Source organism: Acidisphaera sp. S103 (genome assembly GCF_009765975.1).
Taxonomy (GTDB): Bacteria; Pseudomonadota; Alphaproteobacteria; order Acetobacterales; family Acetobacteraceae; genus Rhodopila.
The window spans coordinates 21,535-44,049 of record NZ_LMUJ01000024.1 but is presented as its reverse complement, the minus strand read 5'-3'; the positions used below and the strand labels follow the sequence as shown (position 1 = coordinate 44,049).

The window sequence follows — 22,515 nt, the reverse complement described above, 5'->3', positions numbered from 1 at the left end:
AACCTAGATCCGAATTCGGAATGGATCACGAGGGCGTGCTTGATAGCGGGATTCCCGAGAACGTCGCCCCCAAGGGGAAGTTCAAGCTCCAGCCGGTTCCAAGGTCAGCGCCGGCGTCCCAGCCGGCCGGCATTGCGATGGTCGAAAAATTGTCGGTAACCGCGTTGCCACGGCCAATTTGCACGGGACCGAATGGATAAAACAGTTGGCATGTGCTGGCCGCATAGAGGAGCGGGCTACTTAAGACGATCTGTAAATGAGTTGCGTCCACACGCTGGCACGAAATCGCCGATATGATCGTTCCATCACTGCCGGGGGTTCCCCCGTCCATGACCGCAAAACCGATGCCCGTCACAGCCTGCAACGGCACGACCAGGTCATTCCCGCCATCATGAACGACGGTAACAATGAGTGTCGTGGCTGACTGCATATACACATGCACGATGGAAGGTCCGCCCACTTTCGGCAGGACACCGGGAAGTGTCGTTATTGAATCAGTGTATCCTCCGGAAAGGAGGGCTTGTGCGACAACGGGAGCAGCCAGCATGGCGAAACGCAAATTGTCCGCGCTGTCGCGGTGCGATGAGTCGCCCCCCGTCGCGATACCGGTCGTGGGATCCCACGACGACCCGCGAGGATTGCTGTCACTGGTCTGGGGATTGCCGACAATAACGTTTTGTGCCGCGTTGGAAACAATACTTTGGACAACCTGCCGATGCATTGTTATGCCATCCGCCGATCCATACGGTATACCGTTCCACCAGACTAGGGGGATTCGGTTGCTTGTATCCCCGAGCATCGCTCGGAGTAAGGAGAGAAACCGAAGTGCAGCGGCCTCGAAAGTCGCGTATTCACTGTACTGGCGCAGGCTGTCAGTTTCATTCCATGGCCAGACTATCGCGCAGAGGTCTGACAGGTCCTCAGCCGGAAGGCCAGCCACTGCCTGTTGAACCGCCAGCCCATCCGCTCCCAACGACCAGCCCGATGGATTGGAACCATCTCCCGGATCCTGCACGAAGCTGCCAGGGTATCCGGCGCTGGTCACAACGTAGATGCCGTGCCCGCTCTGCATGGTATAGCTCGTCGGACTGCCTGTCGTGGCCAAGACGTTATAGGCAAGGACACCCAGATACCAGGCGATCCCTTGTGCCAGCAGAGCAGCGGCACCGTCGTTCATCGAATAATTGATCGCATTCGACTGGCCGTTTATTATGAGGTAGAGTCCCTTGCGAGCTCCGCGGACCCAACGGTTTACATACGTGATCAGAGCCGAGATTTCGCTGTCCGATAATGCCTGGTTCCATTCGGCGGCCTCGTGCAGCCAGCACTGGGCCGCGCCGTACAGCGTGCCGTCATGCAGCAAAAGGATTGGGCCGGAGAGTGTTCCCGGTGACCAGGGGACGGATTGCGCGACCTGGGTGTTGTCCAGCCACAGATCCGTCCCCGATGCCGGCGAATAGCGGATAACGATGGAATGGGTGTGGCGGCGGGTCATATTCGAATTGATGACGACCTGACCCGTACCAGGAAACAGTACGAGCCGGTTGGCCCCGCTATAGCTATCCACCTGTAAGATAGGCTGAGAACCCATCGTCAGAAGGGTGATGGGATTTGCATCGAAGCTGATGCCTTGCCGCCAATTGGGCCGAGACCATACCAGATACCAGGTCCAACTTGATGTGGCGCTCGCGACCGATCCAGGCAGTTGCCATCCGGAGCCTGGATCGAGCGCGGGTTGCAGTAGTCCGGCGGTGGTGGCGGGATAGCCCACGCCGCCCAGCAAGCCTGAAAGGTGTGACGAGCCTTCCGGCAAAGTTGAACTCGTCGGACTGTAGAATGGAACCAGATTCTGACCATTCCCTGAAAGATCGATGAGAGCCGTTCCTGCTGAGTTCCAAACAGTTACCGGCGAATTGCCGGGGCCGAGCAGTCCGGCTGGAGAACTGGCATCCCACCACCCGGTCGCTCCCGGAACCGCTTGGATGAGGGGCGATGAAGAACCACCGGAGCCGGATGATGTCGTAGAGGACTGCAGTGGCGCATAGAGGGCGAGCATGTTGTTTCCAACCCCCATCGCATGGCCGGGCTGGACGAAAACGAGGCTCATGTCCTATTGCACCAGGAATGAGCTGGTGCTGGCCGTCAACGCGCTGCCGTCCAAACCTTCCGCCCAGGTGTACCAGGTGCCGGCTGTTGCGGGGGTATTCACATAAGCGCCCCATAAATTGGTATTGACGGAGGCGTAGGTCGATTTGGCGGATCCAGGGGGCATCAGGATCATCAATCTGTCATACTGTCCGCTTGATAGACCCTCCAATTCCGACACTAGATAGAGGTGATGGGCAGCCGGTCGGTAGCCAGTATCTTTAAGTGCTTCTTCTGCCCAGGACCGGAGCGTGCCGCGGATTCGACTTCTCAAAAAAAGTGTTTGTTCGATAGGATCACTGTCATTCTGGATAGATACTGAAAGGCAAGTGCGCGCCAAGGCAATCTGTTGATCTCCCTGGAATGGTGAGTCACGAGGGACCGGCCGATGCCGTCAAACCTCGATCATAGGGCGAACCATACTCTATTTTGGGGTGTTTGGTCAAGCCTTTTTTCCTAGTGTTCGGAATTGTCGGTTCTTGAGGCATCGGATACGAGCAAACCGTGCGATATATACCCTTGTCAGACCCCGCTGACCCGCTTTACGCACCCCTGATGAACGTAGTGCCGACGACGACCACGCAATATGGCTTTCAAGCCTTTGCCGCTGACGGGCGGGCTCGTATCGGTGTCTTGCACACCGCCCACGGCTCTTTCGAAACGCCTGCGTTTATGACCGTGGGCACCGCTGGGACCGTCAAGGCCATGACCGCCGATGCGGTTCGGTCAACCGGGTGCCAGTGCGTCCTGGGCAACACCTACCACCTGATGTTGCGTCCCGGCGCCGACAGGATTGCGGATCTCGGAGGTCTTCATCGCTTCATGGATTGGCCAGGCCCTATTTTGACCGACTCCGGGGGCTTCCAGGTCATGTCACTGGCCGCTCTGCGGAAGATCGACCGAGATGGTGTGACCTTTCAATCCCATATCGACGGTAGCCGCCATCGCCTGACGCCAGCTATTTGCATGAACTTGCAAGACAAATTCGATTCGACCATCACCATGGTCTTGGACGAATGCACAGCATTCCCCGCGGCATATGAGGAGGCGGAATCATCGATGGAGATGTCGATGCGCTGGGCAGACCTGTCGAAGCAGGCATTTCGTCCACGACCAGGATACGCCCTGTTCGGTATTGTCCAAGGTGGCATCTACAAGGACCTGCGCTTGCGGTCAGTCAGTGCGTTGAAAGATATAGGATTCGATGGATACGCAGTCGGCGGATTGGCAGTCGGCGAGGGGCAGACCGCCATGCTAGAGACGCTCGACGCAACCGTTCCATATCTCCCCGAAGCCGCGCCTCGATATTTGATGGGTGTCGGGACGCCGGACGACATTCTCAGCGCGGTTGCGCGCGGCATAGACATGTTTGACTGCGTGATCCCAACCCGGGCAGGTCGTACTGCACGTGCCTACACAGCCTCCGGTGTGCATAACCTGCGGAATGCGCGCTTCGCCGGCGATCCAGCGCCGCTTGATCCCGAATGTGGTTGCCCCACTTGCATGAAACACAGCCGGGCCTACCTTCACCATCTGTTTCGGGCGGGCGAAATGCTGGGGCCAATGCTCCTCACCTGGCACAATCTCACCTATTATCAGGATCTCATGGGGGGCATCCGTTCCGCGATTCAAGCGGGCGAATTCGCGGGTCATGCCGCATGGTTGCGCGCAAGCTGGAAAAGCGGGAGGTATCCCAATGACCGAAACCCCGTCCTACGAACACCTTACACTCCTGGGTAAACATTCGGCCCAACCCACCAATCCCCATGCTGCGGTGCTGGAGCGCGTCGTCAATCCGGCTGTCGGCAAGCATTACATCGTGCGATTGACCTGTCCGGAGTTCACATCGCTCTGTCCTCTAACGGGTCAACCGGACTTCGCGCACATTATGATAGACTATATTCCTAATAACTGGCTCGTCGAAAGCAAGTCGTTCAAATTGCTCATGGGCTCATATCGAAATCATGGTGCCTTTCACGAGGCTTGTACTATGGAAATCGCGGGCAAATTGATTAGCCTTCTGGATCCCGTATGGTTGCGTATAGGCGCCTATTGGTATCCAAGAGGCGGCATTCCCATCGATGTGTTCTGGCAATCCAGTGTTCCGCCGTCCGACACTTGGGTACCGGCGCAGGATGTGCCTTCCTATCGTGGGCGTGGCTAAAATACAGTCGTGTGCGAAGAGGTTTGACTGCGATGGAATCCAAGCCCACACGCGGCGGTGCAACGGACAAGGGTCGCTGGGCTGATCCGCGAAGCCAAATCCGGGACAACGCAATGCGGATAGGTTTCGATGCCGTCGGATTCTGTCCGGCTACCCTAGGCCCGGAAGCGCGGGCGCGGTTGGCTCACTTCATTCAGGCGGGCTATCACGGCGACATGGGATGGCTGGCAGCCAAAGCCGAGCAAAGAAGCCATCCACAGTCACTATGGCCCGAAGCGCGGAGTGTGATCGTTGTTGGTTTTTCTTACGCACCCAAGGACGACCCCCTCGCGATCACGGCGCAACGAAGCAAAGGCGCGATATCAGTTTACGCCAGGAATCGCGATTACCACGACCTCATCAAGGGCAAATTGAAACATCTGGCCCAGGTCCTGGTATCACGCTTTGCGTGCGAGGTGAAGGTCTTCGTCGATACCGCCCCAGTTATGGAAAAGCCATTGGCGCAGAGCAGCGGACTGGGATGGCAAGGGAAGCATACTAATCTCGTTTCGCGCGATCACGGCTCTTGGCTTTTACTCGGTGAAATCTATACCACGTTGCAGTTGCAACAAGATGAAACGACAGGCGATCATTGTGGCTCTTGTTCGCGTTGCCTTGATGTTTGCCCAACCAAGGCATTCCCAGCGCCCTATCGGCTCGACGCAACGCGCTGCATCTCCTATCTCACGATTGAACATAAAGGACCGATCCCACACGATCTTCGCAAAGGAATAGGCAACCGAATCTATGGCTGCGACGATTGTCTCGCTGTCTGTCCATGGAACAAGTTTGCTCGGCCAACCACCCATGAGCAACTCATCGGCACAGACACCTTAAACGCGCCGCTCCTGGCGGAATTGGTTGCATTGGATGACCACCGGTTTCGGTCTATGTTTTCCGGCTCGCCGATCAAACGTATCGGACGAAACCGTTTCGTCCGGAACGTTCTGATCGCCATAGGAAATTCCAACGATCTCGCGTTGCGTCCGTCTGCGGAGGCATTGCGGCTTGATCCCGACCCGGTTGTGGCCGAGGCGGCCGACTGGGCCGCGGAACAGCTGGATCAACTCTCCCCATGAATCTGCAGCGCACGCGCATAAACCAGCTTCCGCGGCAACCCCGTTGCCGTGCTCACCAGGGCCGCTGCATCCTTGACCGTTTGTGTGGCCAGCGCGGCCCGTAGCCGCCCATCGAGGTCCTCGGGATCATCTGTTTCAGGCGGCCCAATCAGCAGCGTGATCTCACCGCGCGGCGGTTCCCGTGTAAACAAATCCGTGAGGTAACTCACTTTCCCGCGTTCAACCGTTTCGAAGCGCTTCGTCAGCTCTCGCGCTACCGCGGCGTGCCGATCTCCAAACACCTCAAGCAGATCGGCCAAAGTCTCAAGCAATCGATGGGGCGCTTCATGCCAAACCAGCGTCGCGGACAAGCCCGACCGTTCGGCAGCCCGCAATCCACCAAATGCCGCCCGTCGAGCCGCCTGCCTTGGGGGCGGGAATCCAAGAAACAGGAATGGCAATGGGGGTAACCCAGAGAGTATCAACCCGGTTATGGCCGCGTTTGGCCCCGGCATCGCCGTCACTCGTAGATCGGCTTCTATTGCCGCCCGGACAAGCCGGTATCCCGGATCGGACACAAGCGGAGTCCCGGCATCGGAAACCAGACAAATCGTCTGGTTCGCCCGCAGCCTAGCGAGAACCGATTGGATCTTGGCGTCCTCGTTATGCTCATGCAGGGCTTCGGTTCGGCTGTGGATGTCCAGGGCCGCGAGCAGACGTCCAGTGTGACGGGTGTCTTCGCACAAAATCAGGTCGCAGGCCTCTAGGGCAGCCCGGGCACGCGCCGAAATGTCCCCCAGGTTGCCGATCGGCGTGGAAACTAGCACAAGTCCGTGGAACGAGGCGGGCTGGCCGTCTCGCGGATCATCGGGAGACGCGGCCGATGCGGCAACGGGCATTCCTTCTCCTTATTTTCGCCCTGACACTATCGGGCTGCGGTGAGCAGTACTCCGGACGGTACGGAGCGGGATACCAACCTGGATCGAATGCTCCAACCTCGCTAGGTCCAAATTCACCCGGACCGGGTCAGACAAGGCACGCGGTAGCCATACTACTCCCATTGACGGGCCCACGAGCGGACCTTGGTCAGGTTCTGCAACAGGCGGCTCAACTTGCATTGCAGGATAACAGTGGCCCTTCGCTGGATGTTCTGGACACCGGCGGAACCGCCACAGGAGCGGCCGCGGCGGCCCAAGCTGCCATCGCCAAGGGCGACAGTTTGATCCTGGGACCGCTGACCTCGCCGGAAACCGCGTCTGTCGCGCCGATCGCCCGCCGGGCAGGCATCCCGGTCTTGGCGTTCACCAACGACACCTCCCAATCTCAACCAGGGGTCTGGCCCCTCGGTATCTCGCCGAATCAGCAAATCCGGCGGCTTGTCGCCGCAGCCCAGGCCCAGGGGAAATCACAGTTCGCAGCGTTGTTGCCCGATTCGGAGTTTGGTCAGGCGATGGCGACTGCACTCACGAAGGCGACCGAAACCGGCGGTCTACAGCCGGCGAACGTGAAAATGCATCCACCAGGCATGGCTTCCATAAACACGGCGGCGCGCGCCTTGTCCGATTATGCCGACCGGCGAGGACCGATCGAAGCGAAGATCAAGGCAGCTCGGGCGCTGGGGACCCCGGAAGGTCGTCGCGAAGCGCAGGAGTTGGCGAAGACCTCTATCCCCCCGGCACCGTTCAATGTCCTGCTTCTTGCCGATACTGGGGAGGCGTTGCAGGAGATTGCCGCCGTTCTGCCCTACTATGATATCAATCGTTCGGCTGTTCAGATCATCGGCCCATCTCTTTGGGCTGGCCCGTCGAGTGGCTCGGGAGCCTTTTCGGGCGCGTGGTATGCCGCACCCGACAGCAGTATGCGTACCAATCTCGAACGTGATTACGCAGCCAAATATAACGCTCCGCCCCCAACTCTGGCGGACTTGGCCTACGACGCGGCTTCTGTTGCGAAGGTAGCCGTTGGTTCGCGAGGCAGTGACATCGCGATCTTGACGCAGCCGGGCGGCTTTATTGGAACCGATGGCTGGTTCATGTTGCAGCCGGACGGCCAGGTAAAGCGCGGACTGGCGGTTTTTAAGGTTGAACCCGGCGGCCCGGAACTGATTGATCCCGCGCCCCAATCTGCTGCGGCGCCAGGGGTGTGATCGAAGGAAGGGGCCGTCAATCTCCGCGAAGGCCGACGAAGCCAACCAGTCGTTCGGCCTCCTTCACAATTGGGTCTGCGATCACGGCCGCCCGTTCTGCTCCGACTCGAAGAAGATTGATAAGTGCTTCCTGATCGCTGAGCAGCCGCTGGGTTTCTGAAGCAATCGGCGCCAATTTTTCGATCAGCAACATCGTAAGCGCATTCTTGAATGGTCCGAACCCTTGACCCCCGTGCTCCTTCAGTACCGAGGCGTGGTCACTATCAGTCAGAGCGGCATAGATCCCGACAAGGTTCCGTGCCTCTGGCCGCTCGGCCAACTCCTGGACATCAAACGGTAGTGGCAACGGATCTGTCTTGGCACGCCGAATTTTGAGGGCGATTGTATCGGCGTTGTCGTTCAGATTGATTCGGCTCTGATCCGATGGATCCGACTTCGACATCTTCTTCGTGCCATCGCGCAAACTCATGACGCGGGCGCCCGCGCCGAGGATCACTGGCTCAATGTTTGGGAAAAAATCAACGCCGTAATCGTGGTTGAACTTTTGCGCAATGTCGTTGGCAAGTTCCAGATGCTGCCGCTGGTCATCGCCCACCGGCACGCGGGTCGCATGATAGGCGTGAATGTCCGCGGCCATCAGGTTTGGATAGACATAAAGGCCGGACGAAACATTTTCCCTGTCCTTTCCCGCCTTGTCCTTGAACTGCGTCATGCGGTTGAGCCAGCCAAGCCGCGCGACACAGTTGAAGATCCAGGCAAGCTGCGCATGGGCGCGAACGGCTGATTGCAGGAACAGTATATGCTTCGCCGGATCGACACCGCAGGCCAAAAGAACGGCTGCCATCTCCAATGACTGTTGGCGGAGCACCGCCGGATCCTGCCAAACCGTGATGGCATGCAGGTCCACCACGCACCAGAGGCAGTCGTGGTTGTCCTGAATCTTAACCCAATTGCGAATCGCACCCAGATAGTTTCCCAATGTGGGAATGCCGGACGGCTGAATGCCGGAGAAAACGCGCTGCATACCGTTCAAGTCTCTGTCGTTGGGGGCGAACTGATGGCTGATCCGCCACCGCCACGCAAGCGACGACGCGACATCATCCGACCGATATCCCGAAAATCATAAGCGCCTAGGAGGGAAGCTGCGACCACGTAAGTTAACATGCCCGCACCCACCAATCCGCCGAGAGACGCCATTCGCATCCATCCATGCGGAGGAGCTTGAAACAGCAAAATCCGCAAACCCCACAAGACCAAAGCCATGGCGATCGAGGCCCCGATCATGCCAGTGCATCGGCGACGCAGTTGACGATCCGGCGCGAAGTGTCCCCGCTGCCTCAGAACGAACGCCAAGCCGCCAACATTACAGATCGCGGCCACACTGGTCGCCAGCGCCGGCCCGACGTGGGCCAGAGGCACCATAAATGCGAGATTAAGGATCAGGTTCAATGTCACGCAACCGACCCCGATCTTGACCGGCATACTGGTGTCGCCGCGTGCGAAGAACGCCGGCGCAAGAACTTTCACCAGCACGAAAGCGGGCAGCCCAAGTGCATAGGCGGCCAAGGACTGTGAGGAGAACAGCACACTTTGCAGACCAAACGCACCACGACCGAACAAGACAAGCATGATCGGATACGCACAGACCATCAGCGCCAGCGCCGCCGGCAGTGTCAGAAATAACCCGTATTCGATCGCCCGATTCAGCGTTCCGATAGCCGAGGTGGCCTCGCCAGCGCGAACCTGCCGGGACAGCAGCGGCAAAAGCGCGGTTCCAACGGCAGTGCCGATCACACCCAACGGCAACTGCTGCACGCGATCCGCAAAATATAGCACCGACACCGTGCCCGGCGGCAGCAAACTGGCGATGATCACATCGACTGTCAGATTGAGCTGGGTCACTCCAGCACCCACAAGGCCCGGTGCCATTCGGCGCATCAGTATACGCATCTGCGGCGTCATTCGAGGCCGCGGAATCGTGAGTCTCATACCTCCCCGCCGAACCGCTATCATCAGCAGGCCAAGTTGCGCGACCCCGGAAATCGTGACGCCCCAAGACAGCGCATGACCAACGGTCGGGACATACGGCGTCATCCAGATCATGCACGCGATCGAAATGATGTTGAACAGCACATAGGACGCCGACGCTGCAGTAAATTTCTCCAGCCCATTCAGGATGCCCGAGACCAAAGCAGCCAGACAGATTAGAACGAGATAGGGAAATGTGATCCTCGAAAGGCTGACGGCGAGGGCGAATTTGTTGGGATCCTCAGCGAATCCGGGCGCCAGCACGACCATGAATTCCGGCATGAATATCTCGCCCAGGATCGTCATGATCCCAAGCCAGAAGGCCATCAATGCGAAAGCTTCCTCCGCAAACTGTCTGGCCGCGCCGCTTCCTTCCGTATGCAGCAGCCCAGAGAAGGCGGGGATAAAAGCGGCGTTGAAGGCGCCCTCGCCAAACAGGCGGCGGAACAGGTTGGGCAGCTTCAAAGCGACGAAAAATGCATCTGCGATCGGGCCCGTTCCAATCAATGCCGCGATCAGCATATCGCGCGCGAAGCCGAGAAGCCGGCTAATCAGCGTCCAACCGCCAACAGTCAGAATTCCCCTCAGCATGTCGCGCCTTGTCGTGCCATGCGGTTCTTATTCATCCCGCTGCGGGCGCGACAAAAGTTGCGTGATCGCCTGATCCAACGTTTTCACCCCAGCCAGCAACTCCGCCACCGCGCGGCAGATTGGCAGTTCGATTTCCCCCGCTCGGGCGACAAGCGCGGCGGCCGTAAGAACCCCCTCTGTCACTTCCGATCGGCTGGCAAGTATGTTCGACAGGATTGCACCACGTCCCAGCGCATAACCCAGGCTGAAATTCCGGCTGGAAGGTCCGGTACAGGTCAGCAACAGATCTCCCAAACCCGATAGACCCATCACCGTTTCCGCCCGCCCGCCAAGTGCGACGCCCAGGCGGCGCAGTTCGCTCAATCCACGCGTCACCAGTGCCGCGCGAGCATTTTCACCCAGTCCCGCGCCTATGACGGCACCCGCGGCGATCGCGATGACGTTCTTCGCGGCCCCACCGAGCTGTGCGCCAATCGGGTCATCATTGCCATACAAACGGAAGGTGCTGGTCCCTAGCATCGCACGCACCTGTTCCCGAAGGCCGGCATTCACACTTGCCACGACCGCCGCGGCCGGCAGACCCCTCGCCACCTCATGCGCGAAGTTCGGACCCGTCAAAATAGCAAGTGGACGAGATGGAGACACCTCACTCGCCACTTCCAACGGCAACAAGCCCGTCTTCGCTTCCACACCCTTCGCGCAAACGACGATTGCGCCATCCGCGGGCTGCAGGCGTAAAAGTGACGAACGAAGATGCTGTGTCGGAATAGCCCACAGTAACAAATCGGCGTCGCTCGGCAGATTGTGACGCACCTCAAGCGAGTCCGGCAGGCGATATCCCGGCAGCCGTCGGTTTTCTCTGCTCGCCTTGACGGCGGAAGCTGTCGCTTCATCCCGCGCGATCAGCGCGACGTGATGCCCTGCTCTTATCGCCTGAAGCGACAATGCGGTCCCCCATGCTCCGGCACCAATGATGGCAACCTTACTCATCCGCCAACCTGATCACGGTTGCTCCCGCTCCAATTTCGTTGTCCCCAAGCCCGTCCAGGACGGCGTTGGCGATAGACTGCGCCTGACTCTCAAATTGGTATGGTGGATTAATCACGATCAGGCCACATCCATTAAGCCGCTCGGGATTTGTTGTCTCTCGCAGATGAAGTTCAATCGACACGATGTCCGGGATTCCGGATGACACCAGACCCCCGTGAAATTCTCGCACCGCGGCCATTTTCTTGACCGGGTACCAGCCGGCGAATATCCCGTGGCTAAATCGGGCATGACCGCGGCGAAGCCCATCCGTCAGCATGCTGAATTCGTCCCGCTCCTCGAACGGCGGGTCGATAAAGACCAACCCACGCCTTTCCCGGGGTGGCAACAGTGCGCCCAAGGCTTCCCACCCGGATCGTTCGTGAACTTCTACATGCGCATCCCGATGGAATCGTCGACGCAGGTTCGCCGCATCCTCGGGATGAAGTTCGCAGCAGGTCAAGTGGTCGTTCCCGCGCAATACCGCCCGGATCAGTGCAGGAGAACCCGGATAGAGACCAAGCTGTTCCACCAGCCCGAGATAGCGCCCCAGAATCGGTGATGGTCGCTGCAGCAAACGCCGTATTCCCGGTGTGGCCTCGTCGGTGCGCCGGGCCTCTTCGGCTTCCAGGTCGTACCCACCTGCGCCCGCATGCGTATCCAACACGAAATACGGCGCCAGCTTGCGACTCAGGGAATCGAGCAGCGCGACCAGCAGCGCATGCTTGAAGCAATCGGCGAAATTGCCGGCGTGATAGGCGTGGCGGTAATTCATCCTGCAACCGCTTCCAGAATATCAAGCGGCCAGCGTGGACGAGCGTTCACATCAAGACTGTCGCTCCATCCACGTCGCAGCCGCTCGACACCGGTCCAGGCAACCATGACCGCATTGTCCGAACATAGCCTGACCGGCGGCGCGACCAGGCGAAACCCCCGTGACATGGCCGCGTCCGCCAAGCCGGCCCGTACCGCGGCGTTCGACGCCACTCCGCCGGCGACCACCAGCAGGTTCGCCCGTGGAAATCGCCCTTGCATCATATCCATCGCATGTCTGGCCCGGTCGGCGAGGACCTCGACGACAGCTTGTTGGAAACTGGCGGCGACGTCGGCGCGCTGTTCCCGCGTCAGCTCCGGGCCTATTCGAAGCACAGTCTGCGCGACTGCGGTCTTCAGACCCGAGAAACTCAAATCGCACCCTGGCCGCCGTGCCATTGGCCGGGGAAATGGGTGGCTTGTTGGGTCACCTTCCGAGGCAATCTTCTCCAAGGCCGGCCCACCCGGCCAATCCAACCCCAGCAGCTTCGCGACTTTGTCGAACGCCTCCCCAGCCGCGTCATCGACAGTTCCACCCAGCCGCACATGCTGCCCAATGCCGGTTACCGCGATACACTGCGAATGCCCTCCGGAAAGTAGAAACAACAGGTACGGGAACGGGGCGCCCCCTTTCACCAACCCGGGCAAACGAGCTGTCAGTGCATGCGCCTCCAAGTGGTTCACGGCCACGAATGGGATATGACTGGCGATTGCCACACCTTTGCCGAACTGACACCCGACGATCAATCCGCCAATTAACCCGGGCCCCGACGTTGCCGCGACGCCGCCCAGATCAGTAAACCCAATCCCGGCCGCGGCCATCGTGTGGCGAACCTGTTCTGAGAGGTGTCGCAAATGCGTCCGGGCAGCGATCTCCGGCACAACGCCGCCAAATGGCGCATGTTCGCCGAGCTGACTCAATACGGCTTCGGCCAGGATACGGCCGTCGCCGTCGACCACCGCCGCGGCTGTCTCGTCGCAAGAAGTCTCGATCCCCAAAACCGGTTTCATCATACCTTTCCATGTCCTGCCCAGGCGCAAGGCATGCCGTCATCGGTCTTGCTGGCGGCAGGTCCAGAAGTAGGATACGACGTATTCACCCCACGCCACACATCATCGACCGGAGGCTCTTTGACAAGAGCAGCCTTTTGAAGCGCGTTTTGATCACCAGACCAGAGCCCGGTGCCACCGAAACCGCCGCTCGTCTGGTCGCGCTCGGTCTTTCGCCCATCATCGCGCCCGTCCTTTCCATCGTCGCCAGAGACGTTCGTGCTCCCAATCGTGTCGTCGCGACTCTTTTGACCAGCCAAAACGCTGTCGCGGCGTGTTCCCCCGCCTTGCATGACCACCCCGTTTTCGCTGTCGGCACCGCGACTGCCAAGCGGGCCAATGAGGCCGGTTTCAATCGCGTATTCAACGCGGATGGAGACGCCGGGGCCCTCGCCAATCTGGTCGCGAACATGCTGTCACCGGCGGATGGCAGCCTGTATCTGCCGACGGGGCAAGGGCAGGGGACCGATCTGGCCACCTTGCTCCGACGACGTGGCTTTCACGTCATCCGACGCGTCGCTTATCAGGCTATGGGCGTTCCCGCCTTGCCCGAGACCGCAGCGATCTGCCTGCGCCGGCACCAATTGGCGGCCGCGATGTTTTTTTCCGGCGAGACTGCCCGCCATTTCGCGCATCTTCTCCGAACAGCCGAATTGTCCGATGCTGTTCGCGATGTCGAAGCGGTGTCTATCAGCGAGCGGGCCGCCATGGCATTAAGGTCTCTCCCTTGGCGACGCATCTGCGTCGCCGCGAAGCCAAACCAGGATGCGATGCTGGTGCTGCTAAAATGACTGACCAACCGCTTCTGTTACCCCCCGACGAACCGTCCGAGCCCGTCGCGGCGACGCCGAATTCGCCAAAATACGACCTCGTCCCGTGGCTCTATGGCCTTGGTTTCCTCATACTCGCCGCCGCTATCTTCTATCTTTGGCAATACCCCGGTATGCCGACTCAATCGGTCGGGGATGCCTCGGCAACCCACGCGATCGAACAGCACCTCGCGGACATTGATGAACGTCTAACGCGGTTGGAGCATCGGCCCGTCACAGATCTAGGGAAAATCACGGCTCGGGTTGACGCTCTCGACGGACGAATCGCAGATCAGACACAGCTTGCCAGCCGATTGGATACATTGTCAGGCCGGATCGAATCTCTGTCGGGCCGAGACCAGACGGGCCTCGATGCAACCAAACAGCAGCTCGATGCGCTGACCCGCCGGGTCTCGGCTGTCGAGTCGAACGCTGTCAGTCTTGACGCCGTTACCAAACGGCTCAACCGCATTGCAAAGCTGCAAGAAGCTTCCTTCGCGCTCGCGTCCGGCCGGCCTATCGGCGATCTGCCGAATGCGCCGGAAGCGCTCGCGCGCTATGCCCATGCCGCGCCACCCACCGAGGCACAGCTTCGCCTTCGCTTCTCACACGATGAACAAATCTCCCTGGCCGCGAAGCCGGCGGATAATAGCGATGCACCCTTCATCAGCCGCGCCTGGCAACGGGCGCAAGATCTGATAACCATCCGTCGCGGCGACGATGTCGTGGTGGGTGATCCATCCGCCGTCGCATTGAGCGACGCCCGCGCTGCACTTGACGCTGGTGACCTCACAGGCGCGGTGACCGCGATCGAAACAATGAAAGGAGCGCCCGGTCAAGCAATGGCAAAGTGGCTAGCAGACGCCAAGGCTCTGCTGAGCGCACGGTCTGCGCTGGCCGGCATGGCTGATCAGGCGTGATGCTTAAGGTTATTCTTTTCGTTCTGGTCGGCTGCGTCACCATGGCAGCGGCGTGGCTGTTGGCTGGGATTCCGGGGCACGTCGTCGCTTCGATCGGAGCCTACACGGTCGAAACCTCGACCCCGATCGCGATCCTGATGCTGGTCGCTCTGTTGGTCGTGGTTCTCATTCTGCTGCGTATCGTGCGCGGCATACTGGCGGTTCCCCGTGCAGGTGCTGGTTGGCGCCGTCGGCATCGCCTTGCCTTGGGCGAAAGAACGGTAACCCGAGTCCTCATCGCTCTGGCGGCGGGTGAGCCGGCGATCGCCCGCAAAGAAGCCAGGCGAGGCCGTCATCTTCTGGGCGATTCGCCCCAGACATTGCTGCTGGTCGCTGAGGCAGCCCGATTGTCCGGGCGAGAGGATGAGGCGGAGGAAGCCTTTCGCGCCCTTACAAAACAGAAGGATGCCAGTTTTCTGGGACTCCGTGGCCTATTGCGTCAAGCCGTCGATCGCCGCGATTGGCCGGAAGCGTTGATTATTGCGAAGCAAGCCGAGGCGGCCCATCCCGGCACCGCGTGGCTCCGGCAGCAGCGAGCCGAACTGGCATTGCAGACGGAAAATTGGGCCGAAGCGCTCGAATTGATCGGACCCGACTCGCGTCGGTCTACCTATTATATCGCGGCGGCTGCCGTTGAGGCCGATCCATCTCGAGCACTTGCCTTTGCGAAACAGGCATGGAGGCAGGACCCTGCTTTCGCACCGGCCGTGCTGGCCTATGCAAGTCGGCTCCGGGCGGCTGGCCATGAAAAACGTGCTCAGTCGTGTATCGCGGATGCCTGGAAACGCGTGCCACATCCCGACCTTGCTGCGTTCGCCTTGGCCCTGGAGCCAGATAAACTGGCGCGCGCCAGGGCCGGCAAGCGCTTGGTCGCGGGAAATCCCACCCACCCCGAGAGCCGGCTGCTTCTGGCGCGGGTCGCCCTAGATGCCGGATTGACAGGTGAAGCCCGTCATCAGCTCGAAACCGCGGAGAAGGAAGGGTTGAAACAGCAGCGCCTGTGCCTGCTCCTCGCTGAAATCGAGGAACAGGAGTATGGCGATACCGAAGCCGGCCGGCTTGCCCAGCGCGACGCGCTTCGCCGAGCAGCGACCGCCGAACCCGACCCACACTGGCAATGCACGACCTGCCGCACAGATCATGCGATGTGGCATCCCAAATGCGATGTCTGCGGCGGCATCGGAACAATCCAATGGTCGAGTGCCGTGCGAACATCTGGCCTGTCCGTCGTCACCGTCTGACTTATTGGATCAGTGTCCAGACAACACCCGCGTGGAGCGAACACGAGCGTTCTGGCCGGTTTGCGTATCCGCACCACAAGGGACAACATTGAGATAGCTTGCGGGATCGACCGGACGGCCGTTGACGATCATTCCAAAATATAAATGCGCACCATAAGTGAGGCCGGAGCGGCCAACCGTAGCGATCCTCTCACCGCCGTGGACTGCTCTCCGACCCTCTGCCAGCGCAGGCGCGATTAATCCCAGATGGCTGTAAACGCCGATGAACCCGTCGTGCTGGATCAGCATCTCAAGGCCTCCGACTCCCCTTCGGTGAATCCGGATGATAGTTCCCGGGGCGACAGTTCTCACCGGGCTGCCGATTGGTACGGGTATGTCGATGCCACCATGGAACGTGCCGGCTAACGGCCTGCCCGGCATAATACGAGGTCCAAATGGTGACGAAACGCAAGCCGGTGTGACCGGCGGCAGTAAAACCGCATTGGTTGGCACATGAGATGCCACCGCCTGTGATAAATCGGGCATCGCCATAAGGGCGAGCATCACGGCACCACATCGCATCCACGGGTGATAAACTGCCGACCTCATCAATCCCCAGGCGTCCTCAGTCGGATCAATCCTTCGACCACGCCAGGCGGAACACGTCTTGGTTGTCCAATGAGGACCGCGTTCGACATGGCCAGCGCCTTTATGCTGATGCGGCTCGCTTAAGCTTCCTGACCGGCGGCACGGTGACGGGCGGCGTCACATCGTCGGGATTGTTCAACGCCAGAAGCAGCGCCTTCCGGAGTGGTTGCAGTTTCCGTTCGTTCTCGATCTTCAGGCCGAACACGTCCTTAACGTAGAACACATCCACGGCCCGGACCCCGTAGGTCGTCACATGAGCCGATGCGATTTGCAGTCCCTGATCGCTGATCGCGGCGGTGACATCGTGTAGCAAGCCGGGGCGATCCCGACCGTTGACCTCAAGCACTGTGTGGGTATTGGAGGCACGGTTGTCGATAACCACGCGCGGGGGAACATGTATCGCCTGCATCCGTCGGCCAAGCAGAACCTTTGAAACACGGCGAATTTCCGTCGACAGTCTCAACCGGCCCGACAGAGCTTGCTCGATCAAGACCGACAGGCGGGCCAATCTGTGCGGTGCATCGAAAGTCCCGCCAGCCGTGTCCTGAATCCAAAACGTATCCAACGCCATGCCATTCGTCATCGTATGGATGCGTGCATCTACGATAGAGGCACCGGCGACTGCCAGCGCTCCGGAAATCTTGCTGAACAATCCGGCGTAGTCAGCACAATAGACTGTTACTTCCGTAACGGCTCGCGCCGGCAGTGGTTGTGTATCGACGGTCAGCGGTGATTTTCGGTGCTCGGCGTCACGAATCAGCCTTGCGTGGCGTGCATGCGTTTCCGGGTCGAATGACAGCCAATACCCAGCGTACCCAAGTCCGGCAAAGTGTTCGATCTCCTCCGGAGCCCAGTCAATTAACAGCGCCTCCACGGCCTGCTTCGCCCGCGCGACGCGCACATCTCGTTCGGTGGTGGCCAGGCCCCCCGCCAACACCTCCGCGACACGCGAATAAAGTTCCCGCAGCAGAGTCGCCTTCCAACCGTTCCAAACTTTGCTGGAGACCGCGCGCATATCAGCGACCGTCAGGATCAACAGCAATCGCAAACGTTCAGGTGACTGGATCGTGTCGGCCAGGTCCAGGATCGTTTTTGGATCGTCGATGTCGCGCTTGAAGGCCGTAGCACTCATCAACAGGTGGTGAAGAACCAGCCAGGAGACGGTCTCGGTTTCTTCGTCGGTCATACCCAGGGCCGGTCCAACTTCCAGAGCGACTTCAGCGCCAAGTGCGGAGTGATCGCCTCCACGACCTTTAGCGATATCGTGCAGCAACATCGCGAGATACAGCGAACGCCGCGATTGGACGTTGTCCACCAGCTCCGAAGCGATCGGAGCGACCTCGGCGAGCTCTCCTCGTTCCAGTTTATTGAGTACGCGCACCGCCTCGATGGTGTGCTCATCCACGGTGAATATATGATAGGTATCGAACTGCATCTGGCCGACGATGCGAGCCCAATCGGGCAAATAGCGGCCGAAAAAACCTGTCTCGTTGAGAATACCAAGCCATCGAGCGCCGTCGGGATGCGGTCCGCCGGGCCGATGACGATCCGGCTCCTTGCCGCACAGCAAATCCATGAAGATCGCGGCCGCCTTCAAGTCCCCGCGAAGCGAAACCGCCCGGCGCTCGTTTTGGATAAAAGAACGTATGGCGAGAGGGTGAAGTTCCAGCCCCCGATCGCGTGCGACCTGCAGGATACGCAACATCTGGATCGGTTCAGCATCGAAATCGCGTCCAGCAATCGGCAATAACTGGCCTTCCGCCAGCACAAAACCGGCAGACAGCAGCGCGTTGTCAGTCTCAGCCTCGAGAGCGGGAGGGCCGAGCGCCGATCGCAAGATCGCCGGCTCCAGGATTCGCGTCAGACGGGCGATTTCCCGCGCGGTCAGGAAGTAGTGGCGCATGAAGCGCTCCACGCCATCCTGGCGGCCATGGCGCGTGTAGCCCATCCGCGCCCCGACAACCGGCTGCAAATCAAACGTCAGCCGTTCCTCGGCTCGGCCCGCCACGTAATGAAGGTGGAATCGGACGGTCCAAAGAAACTCCCACGCCCGTCGTCCATGCCGGGCTTCCTGCTGCGTCAGGATGCCGCCGAGATCAGCCAATTCGCCCATTGTCTGGGTGTCGAAGACGTAGCGTGCGATCCAGTACAAGGTTTGCAGATCGCGTAGGCCGCCCCGGCCTTCCTTTACATTCGGCTCGACAACGAACGGACTTTCGCCATAGCGCCGATGACGCAGCGCGCGTTCGGCCTGTTTTGCCGCGATGTATTCGGCCGCTCCTGCTTCCTTGCAGGCGGCCCGGAAACGGCGATGAAAGTCGCCAAACAGCGTTTTGTTACCAGTGAGAAATCTCGCATCGAGCAGTGCCGTCCGGATCGTCGTGTCCTTGCCACCCTCGATCAGACAGTCGCCGATCGAACGTGTCGCGTGTCCGACTTTCAGCCCCAGATCCCACAGGAAATACAACATGTATTCCACGACGCGCAGCGTCTCCGGCGTCGGATCCTCGGCGGTCAGGAACAGCAGGTCGATATCGCTGAATGGTGCCAGCACACCACGACCGTAACCGCCGGTCGCGGCGACGCTCAGATTCTCGACAAACCCCAGGTCGGTCTGGGTTGTACTATGCTCGAATAGCGCCGCGACCACACCGTCGATCAACGCACCGAGAAGTCGGGCGGCCTGGAGACCGGTGATCTGCTCGTGTTCAAAAGCGTGCTGCACATAAGACTGGATACGAGCCAAATGCCGCCGGAAAGCGCCGACGGCGGCTTCTCGGGAAATCGTGCCGCTCTCCTCGGCGATGCCAGCAAGGGCGTCCGAGAGCAATGAGGCCGCAGCTTCGGGGGCACGCGGCAAGGGAATGGGAGTTAACATCGTATAGATGGTACTATGTGGCCCCGTCCGCGCAACCCGCCACAAGCGTCTTAAGACGATATAAGGCGTCGAGCGCCTGTTTAGGCGACATGTTGTCGGGATTTATCTCATTCAAAGCGTCACGCACCGGGGCGAATTCATCAGGGGGCGGCGGTGGTTCCTCTTGCTCCGTCGTCACGGCGAATAACGGTAACGCCTGCAGTGATGCCGACTTGCCGAGTGGTCCGCCATGCTTTTCCATGGCCGCCATCAGCGATGCGGCCCTGCGGACCACTTGCGCTGGGACGCCGGCAAGTTCCGCGACATGTACGCCCCAGGAACGTCCGGCGGCACCCTCGGCGACTTCATGCAGAAACACCACAGTACCCTTCCATTCCTTGACCCGCATCGTATGCGGCTTCAGCCGTGGCAGGCGATCCGCCAGTTCCGCAAGTTCATGGAAATGTGTGGCGAAAATAGTGCGGCACCGTATGGCGGAGTGCAAAGCCTCCAAAACCGCCCAGGCGATGGCCAGTCCATCCAGGGTTGAGGTACCGCGTCCGATTTCATCGACAACAACAAGCGATTTTGGTCCCGCCTGATGCAGGATCGCCGCGGTCTCCGTCATCTCAACCATGAAGGTCGAACGGCCGCGCGCCAGATCGTCAGAGGCCCCAACCCGGCTGAACAACCGGTCCACGATGCCCAACACCGCCGTCTCGGCTGGCAGTGGCAATCCGGCCTGGGCCAGCACGACGAACAGCGCATTTTGGCGTAGAAAGGTAGATTTTCCAGCCATGTTCGGGCCGGTCAGCAACATGACCCGCTGATCGGGGGAAAGATCGCAGCGGTTTGGCACGAATGCCGCGTGGCTGGCGAGTGCGCTTTCCACCACCGGATGCCGCCCGGATTCGATACGGAACTCATTCGTGTCGGTCAGAGTGGGCCTTACCCAGGTGCCGCTTTGCGCCAGCCTTGCCGCGGATTGTGTTGCGTCCAGATAGGCCATCGCTTCCGCACAGGCCGCCAGTTCGTCCGCCTGTGCCAGGACGCCTCGAACCAGATGGGCGAACACCAGGCGCTCTCGCGCAGTCGCTTTCTCCGCTGCCTCTCGAATCCGTTGATCCAGTTCGGACAATTCGGGCGTGGTAAACCGTGCGCCGTTCGCCATTCCCTGCCGCAGCGTCAGTTCTGGAAAGCCCCGCAGTTTCTCCACCGCCACGGACGGTGCCTCTATGATGTAGCCAAGCTGTGCGTGATGTTTGATCTTGAGGCTGGCGACACCGAAGCGCTGAGCGAAATCGAGTTGCAGTTTGGCAATGACCTGGCGGCTTTCGTCACGCAGGGTCCGATGCGCGTCGAGTTCCCCATCGAAACCAGTTCGGATCGCGCCACCATCTTCGAGACGAGCCGGCACCGGATCAGCTAATGCTCGGGCCAATTCGTCTGCCAGGGCGGAATCGGAGGGGATCGCGGACCTCGCGTCAGCAAGAGCAGCGGGAAGAGGCCCTTCCAGAATCTCTGCCCCGCCAAACGCCGCGTTCAGTCCATCCCGAATGGCGACGAGGTCGCGCGGCGTCCCCCGGTTCAGCGACAAGCGGCTCAGCGACCTCGCCATATCCGGCACAGTTCGCAGGATCGCACGCAGCCGATCGGTCGCTTCGGGACTCGCGACGCACCACGACCATGCGTCCTGGCGCCCGGTGATGGCGGTCCGATCTGTCAGCGGTGCCGAGAGCCACGTCGCCAGCAGTCGCGCGCCCGCCGCGGTCAAAGTACGCTGCACCGCTGCGAAAAGCGTGTGCTGGCTGCCGCCGTCCCGTGTTTTCTGTATCTCCAGGCTCGCCCGCGTCGCCGCATCCATCAAAAGCGCGCCGGACTGCCCCCGTGGTTCCGGGCGGCCAAGGCGGGGCAGGGCGCCTGACTGGGTGCTTCGGATGTAGTCCACCGCCATGGCCGCGGCGACCGCCTCGCCATCGGTGAAAGTGCCGAACGCATCCAGGCTGGCAGTGCCAAACGTTTCAGCCAATCGGCGGCGTGCGATAAGCGGTGTCGACGGCACCACCTCGGGGGACCGATTGGCCGCCCAATCACCAAGATCGAGTGACTGGGGCGCCAAAACCTCCACCGGTTCCAAGCGCCCGAGCAGTGCCGGAAGCTCCGATGTTCCCAGTGCCGTGGTTTCGAAAAGTCCGGTGGAGACATCGACCCAGGCGGCACCAAGTCCGTCCCGGTCCCAGGTCAGGCTCATCAGCAGGTTAGGCCGACCGGCCTCCAGCAGAGATTCTTCCGTGATCGTGCCGGGCGTAATGACCCGGACGACCTCGCGTTTGATCGGCAGCTTCCCTGTTCGAGCCTTCGGATCCTCCATCTGCTCGACGATGGCCACGCGAAAGCCGCGCCGGATCAGGCGGGCAAGATAGATTTCCGACGCATGATGCGGGACGCCGCACATCGGAATGGGCGTGCCGGCGTGCTCCCCACGATGGGACAGTGCGATATCGAGCGCCGATGCCGCGGCTTCGGCGTCAGCAAAAAACAGTTCATAGAAGTCGCCCATCCGGAAGAAAAGCAGTGCGTCGGGCTGTTCGGCCTTGCACGCGAACCATTGTGCCATCGCTGGCGTCGCCCCTGCGGCCGACGGCGTAGGGGCCAGGCTGTTGCTGACGCTGTCCACTGTCTCGCTATGCCGCCGTGCGTTTACGGACAAAGGCGGCGATAGACGCAAGTGCCGCTGGTGTCATGCCTTGGATGCGGGCGGCTACACCAAGAGATTCCGGACGGGCGTGGTTCAGCTTCTCGCGGATTTCCGTGGACAGGCCACCGATGTCTTCGAACGTAATGCCCTCCAGGTCCACACTATCCTCCCGCCGGCTCAGCCGAACCTCGGCCTGCTGCCGATGCAGGTAGCCAGCATAGCGCGCATCGGTACGAAGTTGCTCCGCCGTGCGTTCCGACAGTG

The 22,515-nt window shown here is 60.3% G+C and carries 18 protein-coding genes and 1 pseudogene; 7 read left to right on the top strand and 12 right to left on the bottom strand.

What is annotated here, in order from left to right; all coding sequences use genetic code 11:
- Positions 1-25: 25 nt before the first annotated feature.
- Positions 26-2,107, bottom strand: a complete 2,082-nt coding sequence (locus GSQ89_RS02325) for a hypothetical protein (protein WP_158921615.1) — start codon at positions 2,105-2,107, stop codon at positions 26-28.
- Between the two features lie 3 nt (positions 2,108-2,110).
- Positions 2,111-2,281: a hypothetical protein gene (locus GSQ89_RS02320; protein WP_158921613.1), complete on the bottom strand. Its 171-nt coding sequence runs from the start codon at positions 2,279-2,281 to the stop codon at positions 2,111-2,113.
- A gap of 419 nt (positions 2,282-2,700) precedes the next feature.
- Between GSQ89_RS02320 and tgt the strand changes: the two genes are divergently transcribed.
- Genes tgt through queG form a run of 3 tightly spaced genes read left to right on the top strand, consistent with a single transcriptional unit; the run spans position 2,701 to position 5,427 of the window.
- Entirely contained in the window at positions 2,701-3,885 is a 1,185-nt protein-coding gene (gene tgt / locus GSQ89_RS02315; RefSeq protein ID WP_158921611.1) for a tRNA guanosine(34) transglycosylase Tgt, read from the top strand.
- Positions 3,842-4,309 (top strand): preQ(1) synthase, encoded by a 468-nt coding sequence (queF, locus tag GSQ89_RS02310; protein ID WP_158921609.1) that lies wholly within the window; start codon positions 3,842-3,844, stop codon positions 4,307-4,309. Before tgt ends, queF begins: the two co-directional genes overlap by 44 nt.
- Before the next feature lie 23 nt (positions 4,310-4,332).
- Entirely contained in the window at positions 4,333-5,427 is a 1,095-nt protein-coding gene (gene queG, locus GSQ89_RS02305; RefSeq protein WP_371734206.1) for a tRNA epoxyqueuosine(34) reductase QueG, read from the top strand.
- On the opposite strand, the gene rsmI is transcribed toward queG, so the two are convergent.
- On the bottom strand, positions 5,412-6,305 hold the full coding sequence (gene rsmI, locus GSQ89_RS02300) for a 16S rRNA (cytidine(1402)-2'-O)-methyltransferase (RefSeq protein WP_158921605.1): 894 nt from the start codon (positions 6,303-6,305) through the stop codon (positions 5,412-5,414). The genes queG and rsmI overlap by 16 nt on opposite strands.
- Between rsmI and GSQ89_RS02295 the strand changes: the two genes are divergently transcribed.
- Positions 6,290-7,552: a penicillin-binding protein activator gene (locus GSQ89_RS02295; RefSeq protein ID WP_254073039.1), complete on the top strand. Its 1,263-nt coding sequence runs from the start codon at positions 6,290-6,292 to the stop codon at positions 7,550-7,552. The genes rsmI and GSQ89_RS02295 overlap by 16 nt on opposite strands.
- A gap of 16 nt (positions 7,553-7,568) precedes the next feature.
- On the opposite strand, the gene trpS is transcribed toward GSQ89_RS02295, so the two are convergent.
- From trpS to tsaD, 5 genes are read right to left on the bottom strand one after another with little or no spacing between them, the layout of a single operon-like run.
- Positions 7,569-8,576: a tryptophan--tRNA ligase gene (gene trpS, locus GSQ89_RS02290; RefSeq protein WP_158921916.1), complete on the bottom strand. Its 1,008-nt coding sequence runs from the start codon at positions 8,574-8,576 to the stop codon at positions 7,569-7,571.
- Positions 8,577-8,581: 5 nt separating this feature from the next.
- Complete coding sequence (murJ, locus tag GSQ89_RS02285; protein ID WP_158921601.1) at positions 8,582-10,171, bottom strand: murein biosynthesis integral membrane protein MurJ; 1,590 nt, start codon at positions 10,169-10,171, stop codon at positions 8,582-8,584.
- Between the two features lie 27 nt (positions 10,172-10,198).
- Positions 10,199-11,161 (bottom strand): NAD(P)H-dependent glycerol-3-phosphate dehydrogenase, encoded by a 963-nt coding sequence (locus GSQ89_RS02280; protein WP_158921599.1) that lies wholly within the window; start codon positions 11,159-11,161, stop codon positions 10,199-10,201.
- Entirely contained in the window at positions 11,154-11,972 is an 819-nt protein-coding gene (locus tag GSQ89_RS02275) for a 23S rRNA (adenine(2030)-N(6))-methyltransferase RlmJ (RefSeq protein WP_158921597.1), read from the bottom strand. Before GSQ89_RS02275 ends, GSQ89_RS02280 begins: the two co-directional genes overlap by 8 nt.
- Positions 11,969-13,024 carry a tRNA (adenosine(37)-N6)-threonylcarbamoyltransferase complex transferase subunit TsaD gene (tsaD, locus tag GSQ89_RS02270; protein ID WP_371734205.1) on the bottom strand — a complete coding sequence of 352 codons (1,056 nt, stop codon included), beginning with the start codon at positions 13,022-13,024 and terminating at the stop codon, positions 11,969-11,971. The genes GSQ89_RS02275 and tsaD overlap by 4 nt, the downstream gene beginning before the upstream one ends.
- Before the next feature lie 8 nt (positions 13,025-13,032).
- Between tsaD and GSQ89_RS02265 the strand changes: the two genes are divergently transcribed.
- From GSQ89_RS02265 to GSQ89_RS02255, 3 genes are read left to right on the top strand one after another with little or no spacing between them, the layout of a single operon-like run.
- Positions 13,033-13,851 (top strand): uroporphyrinogen-III synthase, encoded by an 819-nt coding sequence (locus GSQ89_RS02265; RefSeq protein WP_158921593.1) that lies wholly within the window; start codon positions 13,033-13,035, stop codon positions 13,849-13,851.
- Positions 13,848-14,789 (top strand): COG4223 family protein, encoded by a 942-nt coding sequence (locus GSQ89_RS02260; protein WP_158921591.1) that lies wholly within the window; start codon positions 13,848-13,850, stop codon positions 14,787-14,789. Before GSQ89_RS02265 ends, GSQ89_RS02260 begins: the two co-directional genes overlap by 4 nt.
- Entirely contained in the window at positions 14,789-16,069 is a 1,281-nt protein-coding gene (locus GSQ89_RS02255) for a heme biosynthesis HemY N-terminal domain-containing protein (RefSeq protein ID WP_158921589.1), read from the top strand. The genes GSQ89_RS02260 and GSQ89_RS02255 overlap by 1 nt, the downstream gene beginning before the upstream one ends.
- A 9-nt stretch (positions 16,070-16,078) precedes the next feature.
- On the opposite strand, the gene GSQ89_RS02250 is transcribed toward GSQ89_RS02255, so the two are convergent.
- From GSQ89_RS02250 to GSQ89_RS02235, 4 genes and pseudogenes are all read right to left on the bottom strand, one after another.
- Complete coding sequence (locus GSQ89_RS02250) at positions 16,079-16,489, bottom strand: M23 family metallopeptidase (protein ID WP_254073054.1); 411 nt, start codon at positions 16,487-16,489, stop codon at positions 16,079-16,081.
- A 268-nt stretch (positions 16,490-16,757) separates the two neighbouring features.
- Positions 16,758-19,574 carry a [protein-PII] uridylyltransferase gene (locus GSQ89_RS02245; RefSeq protein WP_158921914.1) on the bottom strand — a complete coding sequence of 939 codons (2,817 nt, stop codon included), beginning with the start codon at positions 19,572-19,574 and terminating at the stop codon, positions 16,758-16,760.
- Positions 19,575-19,587: 13 nt separating this feature from the next.
- Positions 19,588-22,170 carry a DNA mismatch repair protein MutS gene (gene mutS / locus GSQ89_RS02240; RefSeq protein ID WP_158921585.1) on the bottom strand — a complete coding sequence of 861 codons (2,583 nt, stop codon included), beginning with the start codon at positions 22,168-22,170 and terminating at the stop codon, positions 19,588-19,590.
- Positions 22,171-22,237: 67 nt separating this feature from the next.
- Positions 22,238-22,515, bottom strand: a pseudogene (locus tag GSQ89_RS02235) (tRNA uridine-5-carboxymethylaminomethyl(34) synthesis enzyme MnmG); the annotation flags it as partial.

Bases quoted from the DNA above. Each gene is read 5' to 3' on its own strand.
- GSQ89_RS02325 (WP_158921615.1), bottom strand. From the start codon at position 2,107: ATGAGCCTCGTTTTCGTCCAGCCCGGCCATGCGATGGGGGTTGGAAAC.
- GSQ89_RS02320 (WP_158921613.1), bottom strand. From the start codon at position 2,281: ATGATCCTGATGCCCCCTGGATCCGCCAAATCGACCTACGCCTCCGTC.
- tgt (WP_158921611.1), top strand. From the start codon at position 2,701: ATGAACGTAGTGCCGACGACGACCACGCAATATGGCTTTCAAGCCTTT.
- queF (WP_158921609.1), top strand. From the start codon at position 3,842: ATGACCGAAACCCCGTCCTACGAACACCTTACACTCCTGGGTAAACAT.
- GSQ89_RS02295 (WP_254073039.1), top strand. From the start codon at position 6,290: ATGCGGCAACGGGCATTCCTTCTCCTTATTTTCGCCCTGACACTATCG.
- rsmI (WP_158921605.1), bottom strand. From the start codon at position 6,305: ATGCCCGTTGCCGCATCGGCCGCGTCTCCCGATGATCCGCGAGACGGC.
- trpS (WP_158921916.1), bottom strand. From the start codon at position 8,576: ATGCAGCGCGTTTTCTCCGGCATTCAGCCGTCCGGCATTCCCACATTG.
- murJ (WP_158921601.1), bottom strand. From the start codon at position 10,171: ATGCTGAGGGGAATTCTGACTGTTGGCGGTTGGACGCTGATTAGCCGG.
- GSQ89_RS02280 (WP_158921599.1), bottom strand. From the start codon at position 11,161: ATGAGTAAGGTTGCCATCATTGGTGCCGGAGCATGGGGGACCGCATTG.
- GSQ89_RS02275 (WP_158921597.1), bottom strand. From the start codon at position 11,972: ATGAATTACCGCCACGCCTATCACGCCGGCAATTTCGCCGATTGCTTC.
- tsaD (WP_371734205.1), bottom strand. From the start codon at position 13,024: ATGATGAAACCGGTTTTGGGGATCGAGACTTCTTGCGACGAGACAGCC.
- GSQ89_RS02265 (WP_158921593.1), top strand. From the start codon at position 13,033: ATGTCCTGCCCAGGCGCAAGGCATGCCGTCATCGGTCTTGCTGGCGGC.
- GSQ89_RS02260 (WP_158921591.1), top strand. From the start codon at position 13,848: ATGACTGACCAACCGCTTCTGTTACCCCCCGACGAACCGTCCGAGCCC.
- GSQ89_RS02255 (WP_158921589.1), top strand. From the start codon at position 14,789: ATGCTTAAGGTTATTCTTTTCGTTCTGGTCGGCTGCGTCACCATGGCA.
- GSQ89_RS02250 (WP_254073054.1), bottom strand. From the start codon at position 16,489: ATGCCGGGCAGGCCGTTAGCCGGCACGTTCCATGGTGGCATCGACATA.
- GSQ89_RS02245 (WP_158921914.1), bottom strand. From the start codon at position 19,574: ATGTTAACTCCCATTCCCTTGCCGCGTGCCCCCGAAGCTGCGGCCTCA.
- mutS (WP_158921585.1), bottom strand. From the start codon at position 22,170: ATGGCACAATGGTTCGCGTGCAAGGCCGAACAGCCCGACGCACTGCTT.